The 21,613-nt window shown below is 69.1% G+C and carries 25 protein-coding genes and 1 pseudogene; 21 read left to right on the forward strand and 5 right to left on the reverse strand.

The window, feature by feature from the left end; genetic code table 11:
• Window positions 1–39: 39 nt before the first annotated feature.
• The 3 genes and pseudogenes from BMG07_RS04245 to BMG07_RS04255 all read left to right on the forward strand — a co-directional run bounded on the left by BMG07_RS04245 (window position 40) and on the right by BMG07_RS04255 (window position 3,545).
• Window positions 40–1,016, forward strand: a pseudogene (locus BMG07_RS04245) (Bug family tripartite tricarboxylate transporter substrate binding protein).
• Between the two features lie 80 nt (window positions 1,017–1,096).
• The gene (locus BMG07_RS04250; protein WP_198083504.1) at window positions 1,097–2,074 is read left to right on the forward strand and encodes a tripartite tricarboxylate transporter substrate binding protein; all 978 of its coding nucleotides are present in this window, start codon (window positions 1,097–1,099) and stop codon (window positions 2,072–2,074) included.
• A gap of 124 nt (window positions 2,075–2,198) precedes the next feature.
• Window positions 2,199–3,545, forward strand: a complete 1,347-nt coding sequence (locus BMG07_RS04255) for an FAD-dependent oxidoreductase (protein ID WP_198083505.1) — start codon at window positions 2,199–2,201, stop codon at window positions 3,543–3,545.
• Between the two features lie 21 nt (window positions 3,546–3,566).
• Here the strand turns inward: BMG07_RS04255 and BMG07_RS04260 are convergent, their stop codons facing one another.
• Genes BMG07_RS04260 through BMG07_RS43975 form a run of 3 tightly spaced genes read right to left on the reverse strand, consistent with a single transcriptional unit; the run spans window position 3,567 to window position 6,375 of the window.
• A complete protein-coding gene (locus BMG07_RS04260) occupies window positions 3,567–4,118 on the reverse strand; it encodes a DsbC family protein (RefSeq protein ID WP_269758632.1) in 552 nt (183 codons plus the stop codon).
• A gap of 8 nt (window positions 4,119–4,126) precedes the next feature.
• Window positions 4,127–5,914, reverse strand: a complete 1,788-nt coding sequence (locus BMG07_RS04265; protein ID WP_307866867.1) for an aminotransferase class V-fold PLP-dependent enzyme — start codon at window positions 5,912–5,914, stop codon at window positions 4,127–4,129.
• Window positions 5,884–6,375: an aminotransferase class V-fold PLP-dependent enzyme gene (locus tag BMG07_RS43975; protein ID WP_307866868.1), complete on the reverse strand. Its 492-nt coding sequence runs from the start codon at window positions 6,373–6,375 to the stop codon at window positions 5,884–5,886. The genes BMG07_RS04265 and BMG07_RS43975 overlap by 31 nt, the downstream gene beginning before the upstream one ends.
• A gap of 101 nt (window positions 6,376–6,476) precedes the next feature.
• Between BMG07_RS43975 and BMG07_RS04270 the strand changes: the two genes are divergently transcribed.
• The 4 genes from BMG07_RS04270 (at window position 6,477) to BMG07_RS04280 (ending at window position 8,702) form a co-directional block, all read left to right on the forward strand.
• Window positions 6,477–6,938 (forward strand): Lrp/AsnC family transcriptional regulator, encoded by a 462-nt coding sequence (locus BMG07_RS04270; protein ID WP_198083574.1) that lies wholly within the window; start codon window positions 6,477–6,479, stop codon window positions 6,936–6,938.
• 69 nt (window positions 6,939–7,007) lie between these two features.
• Entirely contained in the window at window positions 7,008–7,481 is a 474-nt protein-coding gene (locus BMG07_RS41455; protein ID WP_269758634.1) for a hypothetical protein, read from the forward strand.
• Window positions 7,448–7,696, forward strand: a complete 249-nt coding sequence (locus tag BMG07_RS41460) for a hypothetical protein (protein ID WP_269758635.1) — start codon at window positions 7,448–7,450, stop codon at window positions 7,694–7,696. Before BMG07_RS41455 ends, BMG07_RS41460 begins: the two co-directional genes overlap by 34 nt.
• Before the next feature lie 88 nt (window positions 7,697–7,784).
• Window positions 7,785–8,702, forward strand: a complete 918-nt coding sequence (locus BMG07_RS04280; protein ID WP_198083507.1) for an acyl-CoA thioesterase II — start codon at window positions 7,785–7,787, stop codon at window positions 8,700–8,702.
• Window positions 8,703–8,718: 16 nt separating this feature from the next.
• Here BMG07_RS04280 and BMG07_RS41465 read toward each other — a convergent pair whose 3' ends face one another.
• Both BMG07_RS41465 and BMG07_RS41470 read right to left on the reverse strand, forming a co-directional pair.
• Window positions 8,719–9,042, reverse strand: a complete 324-nt coding sequence (locus tag BMG07_RS41465; protein ID WP_374221232.1) for an FCD domain-containing protein — start codon at window positions 9,040–9,042, stop codon at window positions 8,719–8,721.
• The gene (locus tag BMG07_RS41470; RefSeq protein ID WP_269758636.1) at window positions 9,039–9,434 is read right to left on the reverse strand and encodes a GntR family transcriptional regulator; all 396 of its coding nucleotides are present in this window, start codon (window positions 9,432–9,434) and stop codon (window positions 9,039–9,041) included. Before BMG07_RS41470 ends, BMG07_RS41465 begins: the two co-directional genes overlap by 4 nt.
• Window positions 9,435–9,580: 146 nt before the next feature.
• Between BMG07_RS41470 and BMG07_RS04290 the strand changes: the two genes are divergently transcribed.
• The 14 genes from BMG07_RS04290 (at window position 9,581) to BMG07_RS04355 (ending at window position 21,524) form a co-directional block, all read left to right on the forward strand.
• Complete coding sequence (locus BMG07_RS04290) at window positions 9,581–10,360, forward strand: SDR family NAD(P)-dependent oxidoreductase (protein ID WP_198083508.1); 780 nt, start codon at window positions 9,581–9,583, stop codon at window positions 10,358–10,360.
• Between the two features lie 47 nt (window positions 10,361–10,407).
• Window positions 10,408–11,625 carry an ABC transporter substrate-binding protein gene (locus BMG07_RS04295; RefSeq protein ID WP_198083509.1) on the forward strand — a complete coding sequence of 406 codons (1,218 nt, stop codon included), beginning with the start codon at window positions 10,408–10,410 and terminating at the stop codon, window positions 11,623–11,625.
• Between the two features lie 16 nt (window positions 11,626–11,641).
• Window positions 11,642–12,544 (forward strand): branched-chain amino acid ABC transporter permease, encoded by a 903-nt coding sequence (locus BMG07_RS04300; RefSeq protein WP_198083510.1) that lies wholly within the window; start codon window positions 11,642–11,644, stop codon window positions 12,542–12,544.
• Window positions 12,541–13,542 carry a branched-chain amino acid ABC transporter permease gene (locus tag BMG07_RS04305; protein WP_198083511.1) on the forward strand — a complete coding sequence of 334 codons (1,002 nt, stop codon included), beginning with the start codon at window positions 12,541–12,543 and terminating at the stop codon, window positions 13,540–13,542. Before BMG07_RS04300 ends, BMG07_RS04305 begins: the two co-directional genes overlap by 4 nt.
• Window positions 13,539–14,312 (forward strand): ABC transporter ATP-binding protein, encoded by a 774-nt coding sequence (locus BMG07_RS04310; RefSeq protein ID WP_198083512.1) that lies wholly within the window; start codon window positions 13,539–13,541, stop codon window positions 14,310–14,312. The genes BMG07_RS04305 and BMG07_RS04310 overlap by 4 nt, the downstream gene beginning before the upstream one ends.
• A complete protein-coding gene (locus BMG07_RS04315; protein WP_198083513.1) occupies window positions 14,302–15,024 on the forward strand; it encodes an ABC transporter ATP-binding protein in 723 nt (240 codons plus the stop codon). The genes BMG07_RS04310 and BMG07_RS04315 overlap by 11 nt, the downstream gene beginning before the upstream one ends.
• A gap of 28 nt (window positions 15,025–15,052) precedes the next feature.
• A complete protein-coding gene (locus BMG07_RS04320) occupies window positions 15,053–15,802 on the forward strand; it encodes an SDR family NAD(P)-dependent oxidoreductase (RefSeq protein ID WP_198083514.1) in 750 nt (249 codons plus the stop codon).
• 24 nt (window positions 15,803–15,826) lie between these two features.
• Window positions 15,827–16,570 (forward strand): SDR family NAD(P)-dependent oxidoreductase, encoded by a 744-nt coding sequence (locus BMG07_RS04325; RefSeq protein ID WP_198083515.1) that lies wholly within the window; start codon window positions 15,827–15,829, stop codon window positions 16,568–16,570.
• Window positions 16,570–18,306, forward strand: coding sequence for an FAD-dependent oxidoreductase (locus tag BMG07_RS04330; RefSeq protein ID WP_198083516.1), 1,737 nt, complete (start codon window positions 16,570–16,572; stop codon window positions 18,304–18,306). Before BMG07_RS04325 ends, BMG07_RS04330 begins: the two co-directional genes overlap by 1 nt.
• A 34-nt stretch (window positions 18,307–18,340) precedes the next feature.
• Window positions 18,341–18,949, forward strand: a complete 609-nt coding sequence (locus tag BMG07_RS04335) for a glutathione S-transferase (RefSeq protein WP_198083517.1) — start codon at window positions 18,341–18,343, stop codon at window positions 18,947–18,949.
• 159 nt (window positions 18,950–19,108) lie between these two features.
• A complete protein-coding gene (locus tag BMG07_RS04340) occupies window positions 19,109–19,513 on the forward strand; it encodes a nuclear transport factor 2 family protein (RefSeq protein ID WP_198083518.1) in 405 nt (134 codons plus the stop codon).
• Window positions 19,514–19,599: 86 nt separating this feature from the next.
• Window positions 19,600–20,181, forward strand: a complete 582-nt coding sequence (locus tag BMG07_RS04345; RefSeq protein WP_198083519.1) for a dihydrofolate reductase family protein — start codon at window positions 19,600–19,602, stop codon at window positions 20,179–20,181.
• A 45-nt stretch (window positions 20,182–20,226) separates the two neighbouring features.
• Window positions 20,227–20,712: a GFA family protein gene (locus BMG07_RS04350; RefSeq protein ID WP_198083520.1), complete on the forward strand. Its 486-nt coding sequence runs from the start codon at window positions 20,227–20,229 to the stop codon at window positions 20,710–20,712.
• A 98-nt stretch (window positions 20,713–20,810) separates the two neighbouring features.
• Window positions 20,811–21,524 carry an SDR family oxidoreductase gene (locus BMG07_RS04355; protein ID WP_198083521.1) on the forward strand — a complete coding sequence of 238 codons (714 nt, stop codon included), beginning with the start codon at window positions 20,811–20,813 and terminating at the stop codon, window positions 21,522–21,524.
• Window positions 21,525–21,613 lie beyond the last annotated feature (89 nt).

Below are 21,613 nucleotides of genomic sequence, written 5' to 3' on the forward strand. Positions count from 1 at the left end.
CGAGGCGACCATCAAGGTCATGCCCAGGAGACAAAAGACATGAATTTTTCGCGCGCATTGCTCACGGGCGTTCTCGCCCTGACGGCCACCACGGGCGCGCTGGCGCAAGCGGCGACTACCCCAACAAGCCCGTGACCCTGGTCACGCCCTTCGCCGCCGGCAGCGGCCCCGACGCCGTGCTGCGCCTGGTGTCCGACAAGCTCTCGCGCCTGTGGGGCCAGCGCGTGCTGATCGACAACAAGCCCGGCGGCGGCGGCTTCATCGCCATCGACCAGGCGCGCCGCGCCGCGCCCGACGGCTACACGCTGCTGCAACTGGACAGCGAGCACATCGCCGCGCTGCCGCACCTGTACAAGTCGAAGAACTTCGTGACGCTGCAGCACTTCGACCCGGTGGCCTCGCTGTTTCGCACGCCCTTCTTCGTGGCCGTGGGCACCGACTCGAAGTGGAAGACCATGACCGACCTGATCGCCACCGCCAAGGCCGAGCCCGACGCGGTGGTCTACGGCTCGTGGGGCGTCGGCAGCCCGGGCCACCTGGGCGCGCAGCAGCTCGAGGCGCTGACCGGCATCCGCATGCGCCACGCGCCGTACCGCGAGGTGTCGCAGCTGTATTCCAACGTGGGCGCCGGCGACGTGCCGTGGGCCTTCGCGAGCATTCCCTCGAGCCAGGGCATCTACAAGGCCGGCAAGCTGCGCTACATCGCGGTGGCCGCGCCCAAGCGCATTCCTCAGATGCCCGACGTGCCCACCATGGCCGAGGCCGGCGGCCCGGCCGGGCTGGAGGTCAACTCGTTCGTGTCGCTGCTCGCACCCAAGGGCGTGTCGGCGGCCGTCAAGGCGAAGATCAATGCCGACGTGGCCAAGGTCATCGCCGACCCCGAGATCCGCGCCCGCTTCGACACCTTCGCCTTCGAGCCGCTGGCCTGGTCGCCCGAGGAGATCGAGCGCAACGCCGAGGCCAAGTCGAAGGTGTACGGCGAGCTGGTGCGCAGGGGCAACATCAGCCTCGATTAGCCGGGCCCGCGCCTTGCCCAGTGTCTTGCCCGGCAGTTAAGCTGGCCCTCTTCGTTTTTGACAACTTTTTCACACTTTTCATGCACGCCACCAAGAGAGCCCTCCTGATTGCCTGCGGCCTGGCCGCCGCCGCCGTGTTGCCCGTGACCGCCAGCGCGCAGAACGCCGCCTGGCCGACCAAGCCGATCCGGCTGCTCGTGGGCTTCCCCGGTGGCTCCACGCCCGACATCGCGGCGCGCACCATCGCCGAGCCGCTGGGCAAGGCGCTGGGCCAGCCGATCGTGGTCGACAACAAGGCCGGCGCGTCGGGCAACATCGCGGCCGACCAGGTGGCCAAGGCCACCGACGACCACACGCTGGGCATCGTCATCAACGGCAACCTCACGTCGTCGAAGATGCTGTACGCCAAGCTGCCGTACGACCCGGTCAAGGACTTCACCTACCTGTCGCTGATCGCGACCGCGCCGCTGGTGCTGGTGGCGCAGAACAACCTGCCCTCGGGCACCGCCTTCTTCGACGCGGGCCGCAAGGCCGGCGACAAGTGGAACTACGGCTCGGTGGGCATCGGCTCGGTCGGCCACCTGGGCATGGAGCTGCTCAAGACCCGCGTGCCCGGCTTCAAGCCCGAGCACGTGCCCTACCAGGGCAACCCGCAGGTCATCACCGCCATGCTGGGCGACCAGGTGCAGATGGGCCTGATCCCGCCGGGCGTGGCCATGCCGCAGATCCGGGCCGGCAAGCTCAAGGCCATCGGCCTGACGGGCGGGCGCAGCGCACTGGTGCCCGAGATCCCGCCGCTGGCCGACGCCGGCGTGAAGGACTTCAACCTCGAGGTGTGGGTGGCGCTGCTCGGCCCGGCCAACCTGTCGAAGGCCGCACAGGCGCGCATCAGCCGCGAACTCGAAGTGGTCATGAAAGACCCGGACGTGCGCCGCAAGCTCTTCGAGCAAGGCTGGCAGGCCGTGGGCACCTCGCCGGACGGCATGCGCACGCGCGTGAACGAAGAGGCCGCGATCATGAGCAAGATCATCTCCGCTCGCGGCATCAAGTTGCAATGAGCAAACCCCCAGTCTTCGCGCACTTCGTGTCGCTTCGCCAACCCCCTTGCAGGGGGCAACACCAACGGACCGGCAAAGCCGGATCCGTGGTGTTCCACGAACAGACATTCATGGAAATTTTCAAATGACGTCAACCCTGCATGAACCGGCGCGCGAGCTGCCGGTGTTCGGCGCGTACGACGTGGTGGTGGTCGGCGGCGGCCCGGCCGGCATTGCCGCGGCCGTGAGCGCCGCGCGCCACGGCGCCAGCACGCTGCTGGTCGAGCGCTACGGCTTTCTCGGCGGCATGGGCACCGCGGGCGGCGTCACCAACTTCGCGGGCCTGTACGGCAAGCGCAAGGGCGAGATGACGCAGCTGGTGCGCGGCGTGGTCGACGAGCTGATCGAGCGCATCGCCGCGCTCAACGGCATGAACGCGCCGCAGAACGGCATGGGCGGGCGCATCTGCGTGCGCTCGTACGACACCTCGGCCTACAAGCTGGCGGCCGACCAACTGCTCGGCACGGCCGGCGTGAAGCTGCTGTTCCATGCGCTGGCCGCGTCGGTCATCCATGACGGCAACCGCATCGCGGCGCTGGTGGTGGAGACCAAGTCGGGCCGCCAGGCCATTCGCGCCAACGCCTTCATCGACGCCAGCGGCGACGCCGACGTGGCCGCCTTCGCGGGCGTGCCCTTCGAGGTGGGCGACGGCCATGGCAGCGGCCTGTTCCCGACCACCATGTTCCGCATCGGCCAGGTCGACGCGCCGGCCGCGCTCGAAGCAGTGGGCGAGTTCAAGGCCATCAACGACTTCATGGCCCGCGCCGAAGCGCAGAAGCCCGGCGTCTACAAGTTCCCGCGCGAAGGCGCCATCCTGCGGCCCAACAAGGACCCGCGCGAATGGCGCGCCAACGTCACGCAGATCCGCAACGCCAACGGCCGCGCGATGAACGGCGTGGACGCGCGCGAGCTGACCGAGGGCGAGCTCGAAGGCCGCCGCCAGATCACCGAGTACTTCAAGTTCCTGAAGGCCGAGGTGCCGGGCTTCGCGCAATCGGCCATCGTGGAGATCGCGCCGCAGGTGGGCATTCGCGAGACGCGGCGCATCCAGGGGCTCTACGCGCTCGAGCGCGAGGACATCCTGGCTTCGGCCAAGTTCGAGGACAACATCGGCCTGAATGCCTGGCCGATGGAAATGCATGCCGACGGCCGCATCGAGTGGGCCTTCCCGCGCGACGAAGACAACGCCTACAACCACCTGCCGTGGCGCATGCTGGTGCCGCGGAAGGTCGACAACCTGCTGGTGGCCGGCCGCTGCGCGTCGATGACGCACGAGGGCCAGTCGGCCGCGCGCGCCAGCGGCGGCTGCTTCGTCATGGGGCAGGCCGCGGGCACGGCGGCGGCGACGCTGGGCAGCAGCGCCTTTGCCGAGGTGAACGTGCCGGCGCTGCAGAAGAAGCTGCTGGCCGACGGCGTCGACCTCGACCGCTGAAGGCCGGTCAGGCGCCCGGCTTCATCGCCGCTCGGCGGCGGCGAGCAACTGCTCGATCCACGCGGCGGGAATCGCGCCCGGCACGAAAGTGCCGTCGCTGAAGATCAGCGCGGGCGTCCCCTTGATCTCCAGTTTCCGGCCCAGCGCGGCATTGCGCTGCAGGGCGCCCGTGTCGCAGGCGCCCGTGGCTGGCGCGGGCGCCACGTCGGCCTGCATCCAGTCTTCCCAGCGCTTGGCGCTGTCCTTGCCGCACCAGAGGTCGCGCGCCTTGCGCGCCGAATCGTCGCCGAGCACCGGGTAGGGAAAGATGTAGACCGTGACGTTGCCGATGGCCTTCAGGTCGCGGTCGATGCGCTTGCAGTGGCCGCAATTCGGATCGGAGAACACCGCGATGCTTCGCTTGCCGTTGCCATGCACGATCCGGATCGCGTCCTGCAAGGGCAGCTTGTCGACGGCGAAGTCGCCGAGCTTCTCGAAGCGTCCTTCGACGGGGTCCTTGCGGCGCTCGGCCGCGCCGGCGCGCAGCACGCCGAGCGAGCAGCCGGCCAGCAGAAGGGCGCGTCGCGGACTCATGGAGGAATTCATTTCTCCGATTGTGCGGCGTGGGGCCACAGCGCCAGGCCGCCGGCGAGGCTCCAGGCCTGCGTGCGGCCCAGACGGCGCAGCGCCCTCGCGGCCTGCGCGCTGCGATTGCCGCTGCGGCAGAAGAACAGCACCGGTGTCGGGTCCGGCAGCGCCAGCCAGTCGGGCAGCGCGTTGAGCAGCCCCGACAGCGGCACGGCCTGCACGCGGGCGGCGGTTTGCGAGCCGGGCGGCTGTCCGAGCCGTTGCTCGTAGGGTTCACGCACATCGACCAGCAGCAGCCCGGGCTGCTGCTGGCGCAGGGCCGCGAAGGCTTCCTGCGTCAATTCCGGCGTCGGTTCGGCGGTGCAGCGGTCCACCCGGGCGCCGCAGGCCATGGTCTGGTATTCGGTAAGGCCGAGGTCGCGTTCCAGCGTTTCCTTCGCGCTGGCGAAGCCGGCCGCATCCAGGCTGCCGCGCAGCACACCGCCCAGCAACGGCTGGGCCGCGCTCTCGATGCCCAGCGTGGTGGCGAAGCGATCGTCGTAGTCGTGGCCGGGCAGCATCAGCGTGTCCGGCGTCAGCGCCTGCGCCAGCGCACGCAGCGAGGGCCCGAATGCCGACGGCGCACTCTGCGCGAAGTCGCTGCGGCCCAGCGCGCCCGGCATCACCGTGTCGCCGACGAAGGCCAGGCACAGGCCATCGGCGTCATGCAGCAGGTAGGCGGTGGAGTCCGCGGTGTGGCCGGGAACCGCCAGCCGGGTGAGGCGCAGCGCACCGAGCGCGATCTGCCGCGCGTCCAGCGGCCAGCCCAACGCATCCAAGGCACCCCGCTCGACCTGCCGCGCGGGCGCGGCCGCGCGGAGTTCGGGGCCCGAGGACGCATGGTCGCCGTGGCTGTGGGTGTCGAGCACCGCGGCCAGCGTGTAGCCGTGGCAGCGCAGCCATTGCGTCAGTTGCCCGGTCAGCTCGGGCAGGGGGTCGATGACGACGCAGCGCCTGCTGGCCGCATCGGCCAGCAGGTAGCAGCAGGCACCGTCCACCACGAAGCGGGTCAGCCGGTCGGGCGGCAACGCGAAGGCCTGCGGCACGGGGCTCAGGCAGCTTGCGCGCAACGACGCGCCGCAAGCCCGGATGCGGGCGCAGGCCTCGTCGATGAAGCCGCTGTCGGCGGCCGGACCGAAAGACAGGCGCACCGCCGAGGCCGCCTGCCATCCGGGCAGCCCCATGGCCTCCAGCACATGGCTGGGCAGCGCCTTGGCGGCACCGCAGGCGGAGCCGCCGCTGACGCGCATGTCCGCGGCATCGAACAGGTCCAGCAGCAGCTTCGAGCCCAGGCCCGGCACCGAGAAATTGAGGGTCGTGGGCAGCGACAGCGCCAGCGGCGCGTTGAAGACCAGGCCCGGGAAGGCGTCCAGCAGCGCCGCCGAGAGACGCGCGCGAAAGCCGCTCAGCGTGTCGTGGTCCTGGAAGGTCCGGCCCTCTTCCAGTGCGGCCAGCACGGCACCGAGGGCGGCGATGCCCGACATGTTCTCGGTGCCGGAGCGCAGGGCGTCCTCCTGGCCGCCGCCGGCCATCAACGGCGTGAAGGGCGCGCCCTGGCGCACGTAGAGCATGCCGATGCCCTTGGGTGCATAGAGCTTGTGGCCCGAGAAGGGGGCGTAGTCGATCGGCCGCTCGCTCAGCCGCAAAGGCAGCTTGCCGAGCGCCTGCACGCTGTCCACCATCCACAGCGCGGCGCTGCCGGCGAGCGCCGCGGCGATGCCGTCGAGGTCGCTCACGACGCCGGTCTCATTGTTGGCCGCCATCGTGCAGACCAGTCCGGCGCGCGGCGCGTGGGCGCGCAGCCAGTCCAGGTCGTGGCGGCGTCGCGATCCACGGGAATGGCCAGCACCTGGAAGTCCAGCCCCAGCAGCGCGTTCCAGTGCTTCAGCGCCTCGGGCACGGCCTTGTGCTCGGTGGCGCCATGGAGCAGGAGTGCCGGCGCGGCATCGCCGGCCTGGCGCCGGGTGCGCAGCGCGCTCAGGGCCGAAAGCACGGCGGTCTGGATTCCCTCGGTCGCGCCGCTGAGGAACAGCAACTGCCCCGTGGGCGCGCCCATCACGCGCCGGGCGCGCAGGCGCACGGCGTCCATCAGCGCGCGCGCCTTCAGGCCGGTGCTGTGGGTGCTGCTGGGGTTGCCGAAGTCGCCTGCCATGGCTTCCAGTGCCGCGGTGCGGGCCTGGGCAAGAACGGGGGTGGTGGCGTTGGCGTCGAGATAGATTTCCATGCGCAAATTCTGCGCAGCCGCGTGTAGAAAAGGCTTGCGTACTAGACTCGAAATCCACGCATCAGTAGAACCAGGTTCTATTTTCAATGAAGAAGATAAAAATTGATTCCATAGACCGGAAGATCCTGGCCCTGCTGCAAGCGAACTCCGAACAGCAGATCGCCGAGCTCGCCACGCAGGTCGGCCTGTCGCAAACGCCCTGCTGGCGACGCATCCAGCGCCTCAAGGAGGCCGGCGTGATCACCAGGAGCGTGACGCTGCTGGACCCGCAGAAGGTGAACGTGGGCGTGACGGTGTTTGTCTCCGTGCGCACCAGCACGCACACGCAGGCATGGTTCGAGCGGTTCAAGGCGGCGGTGGACGTGATTCCCGAGGTCGTCGAGTTCTACCGCATGAGCGGGGACATCGACTACCTGCTGCGCGTGGTCGTGCCGGACATCGCCGCCTACGACAAGGTCTACAAGCGCCTGATCGCCGACACCGACCTGTTCGACGTCAGCTCCAGCTTCGCGATGGAAGAGATCAAGTTCACCACCGCGCTGCCGCTGTCCTATGCCGAGTAGAAGACCGCCCGCCGGGCGCGGCGGCGCGCTAGAGTCCGGGGCTTGATGAACTCGAACCCCGGACGAAACGTGCACTTTTCTTCGTTGTCGACCCCCGCGCGTCGCACTTTCCTGGCGCTGTCCTGCGCCGCCATCGGCCTGTTGCAAGTCGGCTGCGCGAGCACGCCCGAGGGCGAGCCCGTCCACGGCAAGGACCGGCTGCTGAGCTTCGTGGCCGCCAAGGACGGCCGCAAGGTCGCCATCGCCGGCGAGAACTACCACTACGTGTTCGATGGCGACCCGTCGGTGGCGGCGCTGCTGCGCTGGGACGGCCGCACCAAGGTCACGCCGGCGCTGATCGGCGAGTTCAAGATCGCGCGCAACCAGAGCTTCGAAGGCCAGTACGTGCTGATGGCGTTCGACGCCGACCTCACGCCCGAAGACCGCACCTTCCTCATCCAGACCGGCTTCGCGAAGGCCGACGCAAGTACGGCGACCGCACCGGCCCGGCGCTGCGCTACTTCGGCACCGTGTACGGCAAGCGCTACGAGGCCGCGCCGCTGAAGTCGGCCGACAAGGTCGACTTCTCCAAGCGCTACTACCTGAACTACGTCGAGCAGGAAACGCTCAGCGGCGCCTTCACCAAGGCCGCGCCCACGCCGCTGATCTACGCCGACGACGGCTCGATGCTGCTGGCCGGCGTGCCCGTGCGCGTGGTGCAGGGCGGTACGGACTACAGCTGCCGTGCCCGTCTCATGGGCATGTGCTTCTACCGGTAGCAGGGGCCGCTGACCGGCCCGCGACAGCGCGCGGGCCCGGCCTTTGCTATGGTCGAGGGTTGCCTTTTCGCGTTGAACGCTTTCCCCGATGACCACCGATTCCGCCACCGCCGCCCATCTCGTCAACGAACTCGTCTCGCTCATGCAGCTGGAGCCCCTGGGCGGCGACCGCTTCCTGGCGCAGAGCGAGGACATCGGCACGCCCGCCGTCTTCGGCGGCCAGGTGCTGGGCCAGTCGCTCATGGCGGCCAGCCTCACGGTCGGCGCCGAGCGGCCCGTGCATTCGATGCATGCCTACTTCCTGCTGCCGGGCGAGCATGCGCCCATCGAATACAGCGTCGACCGCGTGCGCGACGGCCGCAGCTTCACCACCCGCCACGTGGTGGCGCGCCAGCAGGAGCGCATCATCTTTGAAATGTCGGCCTCGTTCCAGACCGTGGACGAGGGCGTCGAGCACCAGTTCGACATGCCCGCGGTGGCCGGCCCCGACGGCCTGATCAGCGAGCTCGACCAGCGCATCGCCCTGGGCGACCGGCTGCCCGAGCCCTGGCGCTCCAAGGCCATCCAGCCGCACGGCATCGAGTACCGCCGCGTCGACCCCGAAGACCTGATGGCGCCGCTGCCGCGCCCGGCGGCCTCGCAAAGCGCCATCTGGATGCGCGCCATCGCGCCGCTGCCCGACGACCCGATGGTGCACCGCGCGCTGCTGGCCTACGCCTCCGACCACGGCCTGCTGCGCGCCGCGATGCTGCCGCACGGCCTGAGCTTCATGAGCGGCCAGGTGCGCCCCGCCAGCCTCGACCACGCGATGTGGTTCCACCGCGATTTCCGCATGGACGACTGGCTGCTGTACGTGCTCGACTCGCCCAGCGCCGGCGGTGCGCGCGGCCTGTGCCGCGGCAGCCTCTATGCGCGCGATGGCCGCCTCGTGGCCTCGGCCGCCCAAGAGGGCATGCTGCGCATCCGCAAGCCGGGCGCGCCGCGCTCGCCGGCCGTGGCGTCGTAACCCCCGCTCGGGTCGGTCAGCCCGCCAGTTCGCCCAGGGGCGCGGCGGCCACCCCGTCGCGGCTGCGCTCGTCGAGCAGCCGCTGGTAGTTGTCGCGCAGCAAGATGCCGGCGTAGTACACATGCTCGCGCATCAGCTGCTCGGCGCGCGCCGCGTCGCCTGAAATCACGGCCTGCACGATGCGGTGGTGGTCGTCGTGCGAACGCAAGATCACGCCGTGGTCGTGCCACAGCATGATGCGGTCCGACGCGAACGGCACCGCCTGCGCCTGCGCGCCGAAGCGCACGATCCACTGGTTGCCCGCGCCGTGCATCAGCGCGTTGTGCAGCCGCACGTTCATCTGCTGGTAGGGCGCGAGTCTTCGACCAGCAACTGCCCCTTCGCCAGTATTTCGTCGCCTTCGCGCAGGCACGCGTGCAGCAGCGCGGCGGTCGGCTCGTCCACGCCCAGCGCCGCGAAGCGCCGGCACGCCAGGCCCTCGAGCACCGAGCGCACTTCGTAGGCCGCCAGGATGTCCTCGAGCGCGAACGAACGCACCAGGTAGCCCTTCTTGGGCTGGTGGTCGATCAGCCCTTCCATGGCCAGCGCGGCCAGCGCCGCGCGCACCGGCGTGCGCGACACCTTGAGCGTTTCGGCCACCGGCACTTCCTCCACGCGCATGCCCGGCGTGAGGCGGCCGTGAAGGATCCACGCGCGCAGCGTCTCTGTGACTTGTTGGGAGAGTGTGTCCATGTCAGGTATACATGATGCCAGTGAAAGTCAGAAATATGGCGTGATATCAGGGTAAACGAGGACTGCAAAAAGTATTCATGTATACACAATGCGGCCCTCAATCAACTTTCACGCCGCACCGAAGCGGCCCGGAGACCTTGCAGCCCATGGCGGAACATCATGCACAACCTCACGGCCGCCTGGCCCTCGTGACCGGCGGCGGCCGGGGCATCGGCGAGGCCGTGTGCCGGCGCCTGGCGGCCAGCGGCTATCGCGTCGTGGTGGCCGACATCGACGGCGACAACGCGCGCAACGTGGCGCAGTCGCTGGGCGAGGGCCATCACTTCCGCCAGTTCGACGTGAGCCAGGAGGCCGCCGTCGAGGCCGCGTTCGACGACATCGAAGCCAGCATCGGCCCGGTCGCCGCGCTGGTCTGCGTGGCCGGCATCCTGCTGATGCCGGGCGGCGAGCGCTCGCTCATCAAGGACACCTCGCTCGACGACTGGGAGCGCACCTTCGCCGTCAACGCGCGCAGCGTGTTCCTGTGCGGTCGCGCCTACCTGCGCCGCCGCGAGGCCGCACCCGTGGCGCACGGGCGCATCGTCACCTTCGGCTCGGTGGCGGCGCAGCTGGGCGGCTACCGCTCCAGCGCCACCTACATCGGCGCCAAGTCGGCGGTGCTCGGCCTGACCAAGGCCATGGCGCGCGAGTCGGCGCACATGGGCATCACCGTCAATTCGGTGGCCCCCGGCCTCATCGACACCGACATGCTGCGCGGCACCGTGCAGAGCAGCGGCGCGCTCACGGCCGCGGCCGCCAACATTCCGCTCGGGCGCATCGGCACGGTGGACGACGTGGCCGGCGCGGTCGACTACCTGGCCTCGGAGCAGGCGGCGTACATCACGGGCAACGTGATCGACGTCAACGGCGGCTACCGCATGCAGTGACCCGGCTGCGCAGGTCTTTCACCCTTTCATTCCAACGGAGACAGCTCATGAAAAAGAACTTCCTGATTTCTGCCCTGGCACTGGGCGCCGCGCTTTGCGCCACGGCCCCCGCGGCGTTCGCGCAGGCCGAGCCCGGCCTGACCGACAAGACCATCAAGATAGGCATGTTCTCGCCGATGTCGGGCGCGTCGATGAACTACGGCTTCGACGTCATCAACGCCGCGAAGATGTACTACGACAAGGTCAACAAGGAAGGCGGCGTGAACGGCCGCAAGATCGAGCTGGTGGTGGAAGACGACCGCTGCAACGCCAACGACCTGCTGGCCGCGGTGAAGAAGCTCACCGAGCAGGACCAGGTGTTCATGCTCAACGGCGGCTCGTGCTCGGCGGCCGTGGTCGGCGCGCGCGAATACGTCGAGCGCGCCAAGATCCCGCTGGTCATGCTCAACGCCTCGGGCGACGGCGCGCTGTACCCGCCGTCCAAGTACATCTACGGCGCGTTCTCCATCTCGCAGCACGCCGTGGGCGGCTCGATGGTGCAGTTCGCGAGCGAGCAGCTCAAGGCCAGGAAGATCGGCTACATCAACCACGACGACGCCTACGGCGGCTGGAACCTCGAGGCCGCCCAGGTGCAGGCCAAGACGCTGGGCGGCGTCGAGCTGCAGGTGCAGTCGGTCAACCCGAACATCACCGACGTCACGGCGCCCATGCTCAAGATCAAGGCCGCCAACCCCGACGTGCTGCTGCTCACCACCTACGCACGCCCCGTGAGCCTGATCGTCAAGCGCGCCTTCGAGCTGGGCTTCAACAAGCCCATCGTGCTGGCCGTGAACTCGACCGCCGACCTCAAGCAGCTGGTGGAGAACGTCGGCAACAAGGACGCCTTCAAGAACGTCTACATCCAGGAAGTGCTGGCCGACGTGCCCGGCGGCCCCAAGCTGAAGTGGGTGTACGACATGTACAAGGCCGCCTACCCCGAGCTGGCCGCCAAGCCCGGCTACCCGCAGGCGTACATGCCCTACGGCATTCCCTCGGCCATGGCCGTGGTCAATGCGCTGAAGGCGGCCGGCCCGAACCCCACGCGCGAGAAGGTGCTCACGGCGCTGTCGACCCTGAAGTTCGACTCCGGCGTGATGGCCGGCCCGATCGAGTTCGGCCCCGACGACCGCGCCGCGCAGGAGTCGGCCATCTACATCAAGTTCGACGGCAGCAACATGGCCCTGGTGCCCGGCAGCTACAAGAGCGTGTGGAAGTACAAGCCCTGAGGGCGGCGGGCAATTCATGAGCCTCTCCGACATCTGGCTTTTCGTTCAGCAGGGCGTGCTGTCCGGCATCGTCACGGGCAGCGTGTACGCGCTGCTCGCGGTGGCGATCGTCATGGTCTTCAAGACCACCGACGTGCCGAACTTCTCGCAAGGCGAAATCTTCATGGCCGGCGGTTATGCCGCGCTCTTTCCGCTGGTGGTGTGGGGCTGGCCCTACTGGGCCGCCGTGCTCGCGAGCATCGTGGTCACCGCCTTGCTCGCCGCCGCCTTCCAGCGCGTGGTGATGCAGCGCGTGACCGCCTCGCGCGGCGTGGGCGTGCAGCTGGTCATCGCCACGCTGGGCTTTGCGTACCTGCTCAAGGGCCTGGTGCGCAAGACCGGCCTGGGCGACACGCCGCGCTCGCTGCCCTCGCTGGTGCCGCAGGACCCCATCATGATCGGGCAGGCCTCGCTCACGCTGCTCGACCTGGCCATCTTCGGCTCGGCCGTGGTGGTGATGGTGCTGCTGTACCTGATGTTCACGCGCACCCGCACCGGCCAGGCCATGCGCGCGGTGGGCATGAACCCGCGCGGCGCGCAGATCGTGGGCGTGAAGCTGGGCAGCATCCGCATGAAGATCTGGGCGCTCACGGGCGTCATCTCGGCCATCTCGGCGCTGCTCATCACGCCCAAGATCCTCATCACGCCCGACATCGGCCACATCGCGATCCTGGCCTACGCGGCCGCCATCGTGGGCGGCTTCACCAGCCTGCCGGGCGCGGTGGTCGGCGGCTTCATCATCGGCATCGTCGAGAACCTGGTGGGGCTTTTCATTTCGTCCAATGCCATCGTGGTGGCGCCCTTCGTGGCGATCATGGTGGTGCTGCTGGTGCGTCCGCAAGGGCTGCTGGGCGGCAAGCCTCAGGTGAAGAAGGTATGAGCGCGTCGTCGTCGTCAGTTTCCTCCCCGTGGTGGGACCGTGCGGTGCTGCTCGGCATGGCCGTGGTGCTCGCGGTGCTGCCCTTCACCACCAGCGGCTACGTGCTGTACGTGGTCAACCTGCTGATGGTGTTCTCGGTGCTCGCGCTGGGCATGCACCTGGTCATCGGCGAGACGGGGCAGTTCGCGCTCTCGCACGCGGCCTTCTTCGGCATCGGCATCTATACGGCCGGCCTCATCAACAACCAGTGGCAGCCGCCGTTCTTCGTGTCCATCCTCGCGGGCGCGGTGCTGTCGGCCGCGCTGGGCTGGGTCATCGGCCTGCTGGCGCTGCGCATGCGCGACATCTACCTGGCGCTGGCCACCTTCGCCTTCGGCGAGGCGATGCAGTGGGTGTTCCTGAACTGGGAATCCGTCACCAACGGCTCCAACGGCTTGCAGATGAAGCCGGCCTCGCTCGGCGGCTACCAGCTGCTCAACGACCTGCAGGCCTACCCCTTCGTGGTGGCCATCGCGGCGCTGATGCTGTGGCTCACGCTGGCGCTGTCGCGCTCGCGGCTGGGCTCGTCGTTTCGCGCGGTGCGCGAGAGCGACGTGGCCGCGGTGGCCATGGGCGTGAACACGCGCGCGGTGAAGGTCACGGCCTTCGTGCTGTCGGCGGCCTTCGCGGGCGTGGCGGGCGGCATGTACACGCTGTTCACCTCGTTCATCCACCCCGAGAGCCTGGGCTTCCAGACCACCATCCTGATCCTCACGATGGTGGTGGTGGGCGGCCTGGGTTCGGTGCGCGGCGCGGTGGCGGGCGCCATCGTGTTCGGCCTGGCGTCGGAGCTGCTGCGCCAGGCCCCGTCGTACCAGGAAATCATCTACGGCGGCATCCTCATGCTCTTCATGATGTTCCTGCCCAAGGGCATGGCCTCGTTGTTCGCGTCGCGCCGCAAGGCACAGCGCGCAAGCCCGGTGAACGTGTCGCCGAACGCATCGGAGAAGCACGCATGAGCGCGACCGCATTCCTCGACGTGCGCGACATCAGCGTGGTGTTCGGCGGCCTCAAGGCGGTGAACGGCCTGTCGTTCCAGGTGGAGCAGGGCCGCATCCACGCGCTGATCGGGCCGAACGGCGCGGGCAAGTCGACCACCTTCAACTGCATCTCGCGTTTCTACACACCGAGCAGCGGCAGCGTCACCTTCCAGGGCCAGGAGCTCACGCGCGTGTCGCCGCACCGCATGGCTTCGCTGGGCATTGCGCGCACCTTCCAGAACCTGGAGCTGTTCGCCGAACTGTCGGTGCTGGAGAACGTGCTGCTCGGCACCCACGCGCGCGGCGCCCACACGCTGGGCCGCCTGCTGCGCCGCCCCGACCGCGAGACCGAAGACTTCGCCATGCACCTGCTGGAGCGCGTCGGCCTGGCCGACGAGCGCCACCAGCCCGCGCGCGACCTCGACTTCGGCCGCCAGAAGCTGCTGGAGCTGGCGCGCGCGCTGGCCATCAGGCCCAAGCTGCTGCTGCTCGACGAGCCCGCGGCCGGCCTGCGCAACCGCGAGATCGAAAGCCTCGACCGCCTGCTGAAAGAGCTGGTGGCGCGCGACGGCATCACCGTGCTGCTGGTGGAGCACGTGATGCAGCTGGTGATGTCGATCTCGGACCGCATCACCGTCATGGCCTTCGGCGAGAAGATCGCCGAGGGCACGCCTTCGGAAATCGGCAGCAATGCGCGCGTGATCGAGGCCTATCTGGGCAAGGGAAAAGGAGCCGCGCATGGCGGATGAAGCACTGTTGTCGCTGCGCGGCATCTCGGCCGCGTACGGCCGCATCCAGGCGCTGTCGAAGGTGTCGGTCGACGTGCCCGAGGGGCAGATCGTGGCGCTGCTCGGCAGCAACGGCGCGGGCAAGACCACCACGCTGAACTGCGTGTCGAACCTGGTGGACTGCACCGAGGGCGAGGTGCGCCTGGGCGGCGAGCGCATCGACCGGCTCGGCTCCGACGCGCTGGTGCAACGCGGCATCGTGCAGGTGCCCGAAGGCCGCCAGGTGTTTCGCGACATGAGCGTGCGCGAGAACCTCGACCTGGGCGCCTACCTGCGGCGCGACCGCGCGGGCATCCGCAACGACCTCGAGGCGGTCTACGCGATGTTCCCGCGCCTGAAGGAGCGGCAGGGCCAGATGGCGGCCACGCTGTCGGGCGGCGAGCAGCAGATGCTGGCCATCGGCCGCGCGGTGATGGCGCGTCCGCGCGTGATGCTGTTCGACGAGCCGTCGATGGGCCTGTCGCCGCTGCTGGTGGAGCAGATGTTCGAGATCATCGAACGGCTGAACCGCGAACAGAAGATCACCATCCTGCTGGTCGAGCAGAACGTGCAGCTCGCGCTGGCGGTGTCCAGCTACGGCTACATCCTGGAAAACGGCGAGATCTCGCTGCACGGCCCCGCCGCGCAGCTGGCCAACGACGAGGCCGTACGCCGCGCCTACCTCGGCGTCTGACGCGCCGCTTCATCCGAAGGAAAGTTCCATGCTTCTGAAAGACAAACTCTCGCTCGTCACCGGCGCCGCGCGCGGCCTGGGCGAGGCCATCGCCCGGCGCATGGCCGCCGAAGGCGCGCACGTGCTGGTGGTGGACCGCGACCTCGAGGTGGCCGAGCAGGTGGCCGCATCGATCCGCGCGGCGGGCGGCCGTGCCGACGCCGAAAGCGTCGACGTGAGCGACGCGGCCGCGGTCGATGCGCTGGCGGTGCGCGTTGCGGCGTCGCACGGCGACATCGACGTGCTGGTCAACAACGCGGGCATTTCCGCGCGCTCGAAGTTCGACGAGCCCGGCGCGCGCGAAGCCTGGGACCGCGTGATGTCGGTCAACCTGCAGGGCGTGTTCAACGTCACGCAGGCCTTCGTGCCGGCGCTCAAGCGCACGCAGGGGAACATCGTGAACCTGTCGTCCATCGTGGCCTTCGGCGCGGGCATTTCGTCGGCCGGCTACGTGGTGGCCAAGGGCGGCGTGCGCTCGCTCACGCAGGTGCTGGCGCGCGACCTCGCGCCCTTCAACGTGCGCGTGAACGCGGTCGCGCCCGGCCTCATGGTCACCGACATGACCGCCGGCCAGCGCGAGACCGAGCACGGCACCGACTGGTACATGAGCCGCGTGCCCATCAAGCGCCACGGCGAGGCCGACGAAATTGCCGGCCCGGTCGTCTTTCTCGCGTCCTCGATGGCCAGCTACGTCAACGGCGTGGTGCTGCCGGTCGACGGGGGCTACCTGGCGGTCTGACGGCCGCGCTTCAACGGAACAATCATGAACAACAGCAGTGAAGACAAGCCGCTCGTCCTCGTGACGGGGGGCGCCAGCGGCATGGGCCGCGCCATCGTCGAGCGCATGGCGCGCGACGGCTGGCGCGTGGTCATGGCCGACTACAACGGCGAGCTCGCCGCGCGCGAAACGCAGGTGCTGCGCGCCGCGGGCCTGGACGTCGAATGCCGCGCCATCGACCTCACCGACGAGCCCGCCGTGCGCGCGATGGTGCAGGCCCTGCCGCCGCTCACCGCGCTGGTCAACAACGCCGGCATCTTCGACGAGCGCGCGTTCCTCGACGTGAGCTCGGCCGACTTTCGCCGCATGTACGAAGTGAACCTGCTGGCCGTGGCCACGCTCACGCAGGAGGCCGCGCGCAAGATGGCCGACGGCGCGCGCATCGTCAACATCGCGTCGCGTGCGTACCTGGGCGCGAAGAACCACGCGCACTACGTGGCCTCGAAGGCCGCGCTGGTCGGCTACACGCGCGCCAGCGCCATGGAGCTGGCCGCGCGCGGCATCATGGTGAACGCCATCGCGCCGGGGCTGATCGACACGCCGCTGCTGCGCGCGCTGTCGCCCGAGCGCCTGGCCGCGCAGCTCGCGCTGCAACCCACGGGCGCCGCGGGCAAGCCCGAGGACATCGCCAACGCGGTGGCCTTCTTCGCATCGCCCGCCACCTGCTTCGTGACCGGCCAGGTGCTGTTCGTCGACGGCGGGAAGTCGCTCGGAGGCTCGGGGTCCTGATGGCGCGGCAACAACAACTGCAGCCGCAAGACAAGGCCGAATACGACGTCATCGTCATCGGCAGCGGCGCGGGCGGCCTCAGCGCGGCGCTCACCGCCAAGCTCGAAGGCCTCGACGTGCTCGTGGTCGAGAAGACCGACCGCATCGGCGGCTCGACCGCCATCTCGGGCGGCGCGGTGTGGATCCCGCTCAACGACCAGGCCGCCGCGGCTGGCCACCCCGACACGCGCGGCAAGGCCTGGACCTACCTGCAGAACACCGTGGGCGCGGCCGGCGACGAAGAGCTGCGCCATGCCTTTCTCGACGCGGGCCCGCTCGCCCTGCGCTACCTGCGCGAGCGCACCGACGTGAAGCTGGCCGCGCGCACCTACTCGCCCGACTACTACCCCGACCGCGAAGGCGCGGCCATGGGCGGCCGCTCGCTCGACCCCATCGAGTTCGACGGCCGGCGGCTGGGCACGCACTTCAAGACCCTGCGCGACCCGCTGCCCGAGTTCTGCGTGCTCGGCGGGATGATGGTCAACATGACCGACGTGAAGCACCTGCTCGGTGTGTGGCGTTCGTTCGCGTCGTGGAAGCACGGCGTGAAGATGGTGCTGCGCTACTTTGGCGACCGGCTGCGCGGCTACCACCGCGGCACGCGCCTGCTGCTGGGCAACGCGCTGGCGGCGCGGCTCTTTCACAGCGTGCTGAAGGAAGGCATTCCGTTCTGGCTCGACACGCCCGCGCTGGGGCTCGAGAAGGACGCGACCGGCGCCGTCACAGGCGTGCAACTGCGCCGCAACGGCAAGGACATGACCGTGCGCGCGCGGCGCGGCGTGGTCGTCGCCACCGGCGGCTTTCCGTGGAACGCCGGCATGCGCGGCCAGCACTACCCGGCACCGACCGGCCCGTACTCGATGTCGCCGCAAGACAATGTCGGCGAAGGCATCGCGATGGCGCAGCAGGCCGGCGGCGTGCTCGGCACCGGTCATGCGGGGCCCGCGCTGTGGGCGCCGGTGTCGCTGCTCACGCGGCCCGACGGCAGCGTGCTGCGCTATCCGCACCTGGTGTGGGACCGCGCGAAGCCCGGCCTCATCGCGGTTGATGCAAAGGGCGAGCGCTTCGTCAACGAGTCGACCTCGTACCACGAGTTCGTGCGCGGCATGTACCGCGCGAATGCCAATGCCAAGGCCGCGAGCATTCCCGCGCTGCTGGTGTGCGACAGCGTGTTCATGGAGAAGTGGGGCCTGGGCCTCGCGCTGCCCGGCGGCCGTCCGCGCGAGCACCTGGTGCGCGCCGGCTACCTGTACCGCGCCGACACGCTCGAAGGCCTCGCCAAGCAGGCGGGCGTGGACCCGGCGGGCCTGGCGCGCACCGTCGCCAAATACAACCCGCTGGCCGCGCAGGGCCAGGATCCGGTGTTCGGCAAGGGCGGCGACGCCTACAACCGCTACCTCGGCGACCCCGAGCACCAGCCCAACGCCTGCCTCGCGCCGGTGAAGCAGGCGCCGTTCTACGCGGTGAAGGTGTACCCCGGCGACATCGGCACCGCGCTGGGCATTCGCGCCGACGGCAGCGCCCGCGCGCTCGATGCGCAGGGCGTGCCCATTGCCGGCCTCTACGTGGCGGGCAACGACATGCACTCGGTCATGGGCGGCGAGTACCCCGCGCCGGGCATCACGCTCGGCCCCGCGCTAACCTTCGGCTGGGTCGCGGCCATGCACATGGCCCGCGGCGCCGCGGAACACCACTGACAGACAACCCCTCGCCATCCTCTTCATCACCCCCATGAAAATCTTCTTCTCTTCTGCTTCTCCCTTCGTGCGCAAGTGCATGGTCGTGGCGCACGAACTCGGCATTGCGGACCGCATCGAGAAGCTGCCGAGCGCGGCCGGCCCGGTGGTGCGCGACGCCACCATCATTCCGAAGAACCCGCTCGGCCAGGTGCCGACTTTCATCAGCGACGACGGCCAGGTGCTGTTCGACAGCCGCGTGATCTGCGAGTACCTGAACGCCACGCAGTCGGGCAAGCTGTTCCCGGCCGAAGGCGCAGACCGCTGGGCGCGCCTGACGGAGCTGTCGCTGGCCGACGGCATGACGGGCGCCGCCTTGCTCGCGCGCTACGAGAGCGTGCTGCGCCCCGAAGCCCTGCGCTGGGCCGACTGGACCGACGGCCAACTGGCCAAGGTGCGCACGGGCCTCGAATGGCTCGAGACGGTGGCGCCTTCTTTCGGCGAGCGCGTCGACATCGGCACCATCGCCTTCGGTTGCGCGCTGGGCTACATGGACTTCCGTTTCCCGGCGGTCGACTGGCGCGCCGGCGCGCCGAACAGCGCGAAGTGGTTCGAGGCGTTCAACCAGCGTGCGTCGATGCGCGCAACGATGCCTTCGGTCTGAGTTCGACGCGCCGGTGCGCGCTGCCGGTGGGGCGACGAGCCAAAGTCCGACGCGTCGTGGCGGGCACACCGGCAGTGGCGCACAAGCCGGATTGCTAGAACCTAGCATTCGCCGGTTCGCCTGCATTCGCACGCGGGGGCGAACACAGGAGCATTCCGGATGTCCGAAACCCACAAGGCCGTGCTGCACAAGGCCAATGCGGCCATCACCCGAGGCGACCACGAAGGATTTCTTGCGTGCTGCACCGACGACACGCAATGGACCTTCGTCGGCGAAAGAACCCTCAGCGGCAAGCAGGCCGTTCGCGAATGGATGGCGACCACCTACAAGGAGCCGCCCCGCTTCGAGGTGCACCGCCTGATCGCCGACGGCGACTTTCTCGCGGCCCTCGGCGAGATCACGCTGAAGGACGAAGCCGGCAAGGCAACCCGCAGCGCGTACTGCGATGTCTGGCGCTTTCGCGACGGCAGGATGGCCGAGCTGCAGGCCTTCGTCGTCGAGGCGCGCCTGGAGGGCGACGCACCCGCACCTGCGCCTGCACCTGCACCTGCGCCAGAAGGCTGAGCGCGGTCGCCGGCCCCCGGGGCCATTACCATCCGCAACACCCCCTTCAAGTCGCGACTGGCCCACCCACGCCCAAGGAGACCCGAATGAGAAAGCTCAAGATCATGGCGCACGTCTCGCTGGACGGCGTGATCCAGACCTCCGACGAAGACGGTTTTCCCTACGCCGACTGGACCGCGCCCTATCGCACGCCCGAGGGCCGGGATGCGGTTCTGGCCGCGCATGGTGCGCGCTTCGACCTGCTGCTCGGACGTCGCACCTACGACATGTGGTCGACCTTCTGGCCGAAGGCACCGAGCGGTCCGATGTCGGACAGCCTGAATGCGGCGACCAAGCATGTGGTGACCCACCGCCCGGAAAGCCTCGCGTGGGGTCCGTTCGAAGCGTTGGGGCCCGATGTCGTCGAGGGCGTTCGCCGCCTCAAGTCGCAGGCCGGCCCCGACCTGGTCGTCTGGGGCAGCGCCACGCTGACGTCGACGCTGCTCGAACACGCGCTGGCGGACGAAGCCATGCTGATCGTCTACCCGGTGCTGCTGGGCGCGGGCAAGCGCTTCTTTGCAGAGGGAACCCCGGCGCGTTCCTTCGAACTCGTCAGCACGAAGGCAACGCCGTCAGGCCTTGTCCTCAGCGCCTACAAGTTCGCCGGGCCTTTGAAGCAGGCCGCATGACGGGTCGCATTGCCTTGTGCTCGGAGCACCCCACGGGAGGTCGGCGTGACCACCAGGCGTGAGGGCGGGTGCCTGTGCGGGTCGGTGCGTTTTGTCGCCCTGGGCGAGCCCGTGCGCACGCTGCAATGCCACTGCAGGGCCTGCCAGCGCATGACGGGCTCGACGTCCTACGCGCAGTCGACGTACCCGATGGACGCGGTTCAATTCTCGGGCGAGCCGATGGCGCGTTACGCGCACAGGTCGGAAAGCAGCGCGAAGCAGGTGCATGTGCACTTCTGCCCCCGATGCGGCACCACGCTCGGTCTCACGTTCGAGCGCTGGCCCGAGTACCGCGCGATTTCTCGAGGGGCTTTCGACGATCCGAACTCCATGTCGATCAGCGCGCACATCTGGACCGGCTCGGCGCAGACGGGCGTGCTGCTTCCTGCCGGCACGGACTGCTTCCAGTCGGCCCGCGCGGACCTGGCGGGCGCGCCTCAGGCCCCTGAGCGCTTCGATGCGCCGCGAATGGCGCGCGCGAGCGATGCCTGAGCCCGTGGAGGTTTGCGCGCAAACCACCCCGTGTCCCGTGCACGCTCCCCGAATCCTTGGCTAAATGCGTCCTTCGCAAGCAACCAAGGAATCCTCGCATGTCTTCCGAAGCGCAGAAAAAAGTAGCCATCGTCACCGCAGGTGGCAGCGGCATGGGCGCGGCCGCGGCCCGCAAGCTGGCCGATGACGGCTTTCGCGTCGCCATCCTGTCCTCGTCGGGCAAGGGCGAGGCGCTGGCGGCCGAACTCGGCGGCATCGGCGTGACGGGCTCCAACCAGTCGAACGACGACATCCAGCGCCTCGTCGACAAGGTGGTCCATGAGTGGGGCCGGGTCGACGTGCTGGTCAACAGCGCGGGCCACGGGCCGCGCGCGCCCATCCTGGACATCACCGACGAAGACTGGCACCGCGGCATGGACGTGTACCTGTTGAGCGCGGTGCGCCCCGCGCGCCTTGTGGCGCCGCTGATGGTCAAGCAGGGCGGCGGCGCGATCATCAACATCTCGACCTTCGCGGCCTTCGAGCCCGACCCGGTGTTCCCGACCTCGGGCGTGTTCCGCGCGGGCCTGGCCGCATTCACCAAGCTCTTTGCCGACAAGTACGCCGTGCACAACGTGCGCATGAACAACGTGCTGCCGGGCTTCATCGACAGCCTGCCCGAGAAGGCCGAGTTCCGCGCGCGCATTCCGATGGGCCGCTACGGCAAGAGCAGCGAGATCGCGGCGGTCATCGGCTTTCTCGCGTCGGAGGGCGGGGGCTACATCACGGGGCAGAACCTGCGCGTGGACGGCGGCATCACCCGCTCGGTGTAGCTCGGTGTAGCTCGGTGTGGCTCGGTGAAGTGGACCCGCCGGGCTGCCTACAATCGCGGCCCATGTGTTCGAGGATGCCCCGCTTCCCC

The sequence above is a fragment of the Variovorax sp. E3 genome (assembly GCF_016082275.1).
Taxonomy (GTDB): Bacteria; Pseudomonadota; Gammaproteobacteria; order Burkholderiales; family Burkholderiaceae_C; genus Variovorax.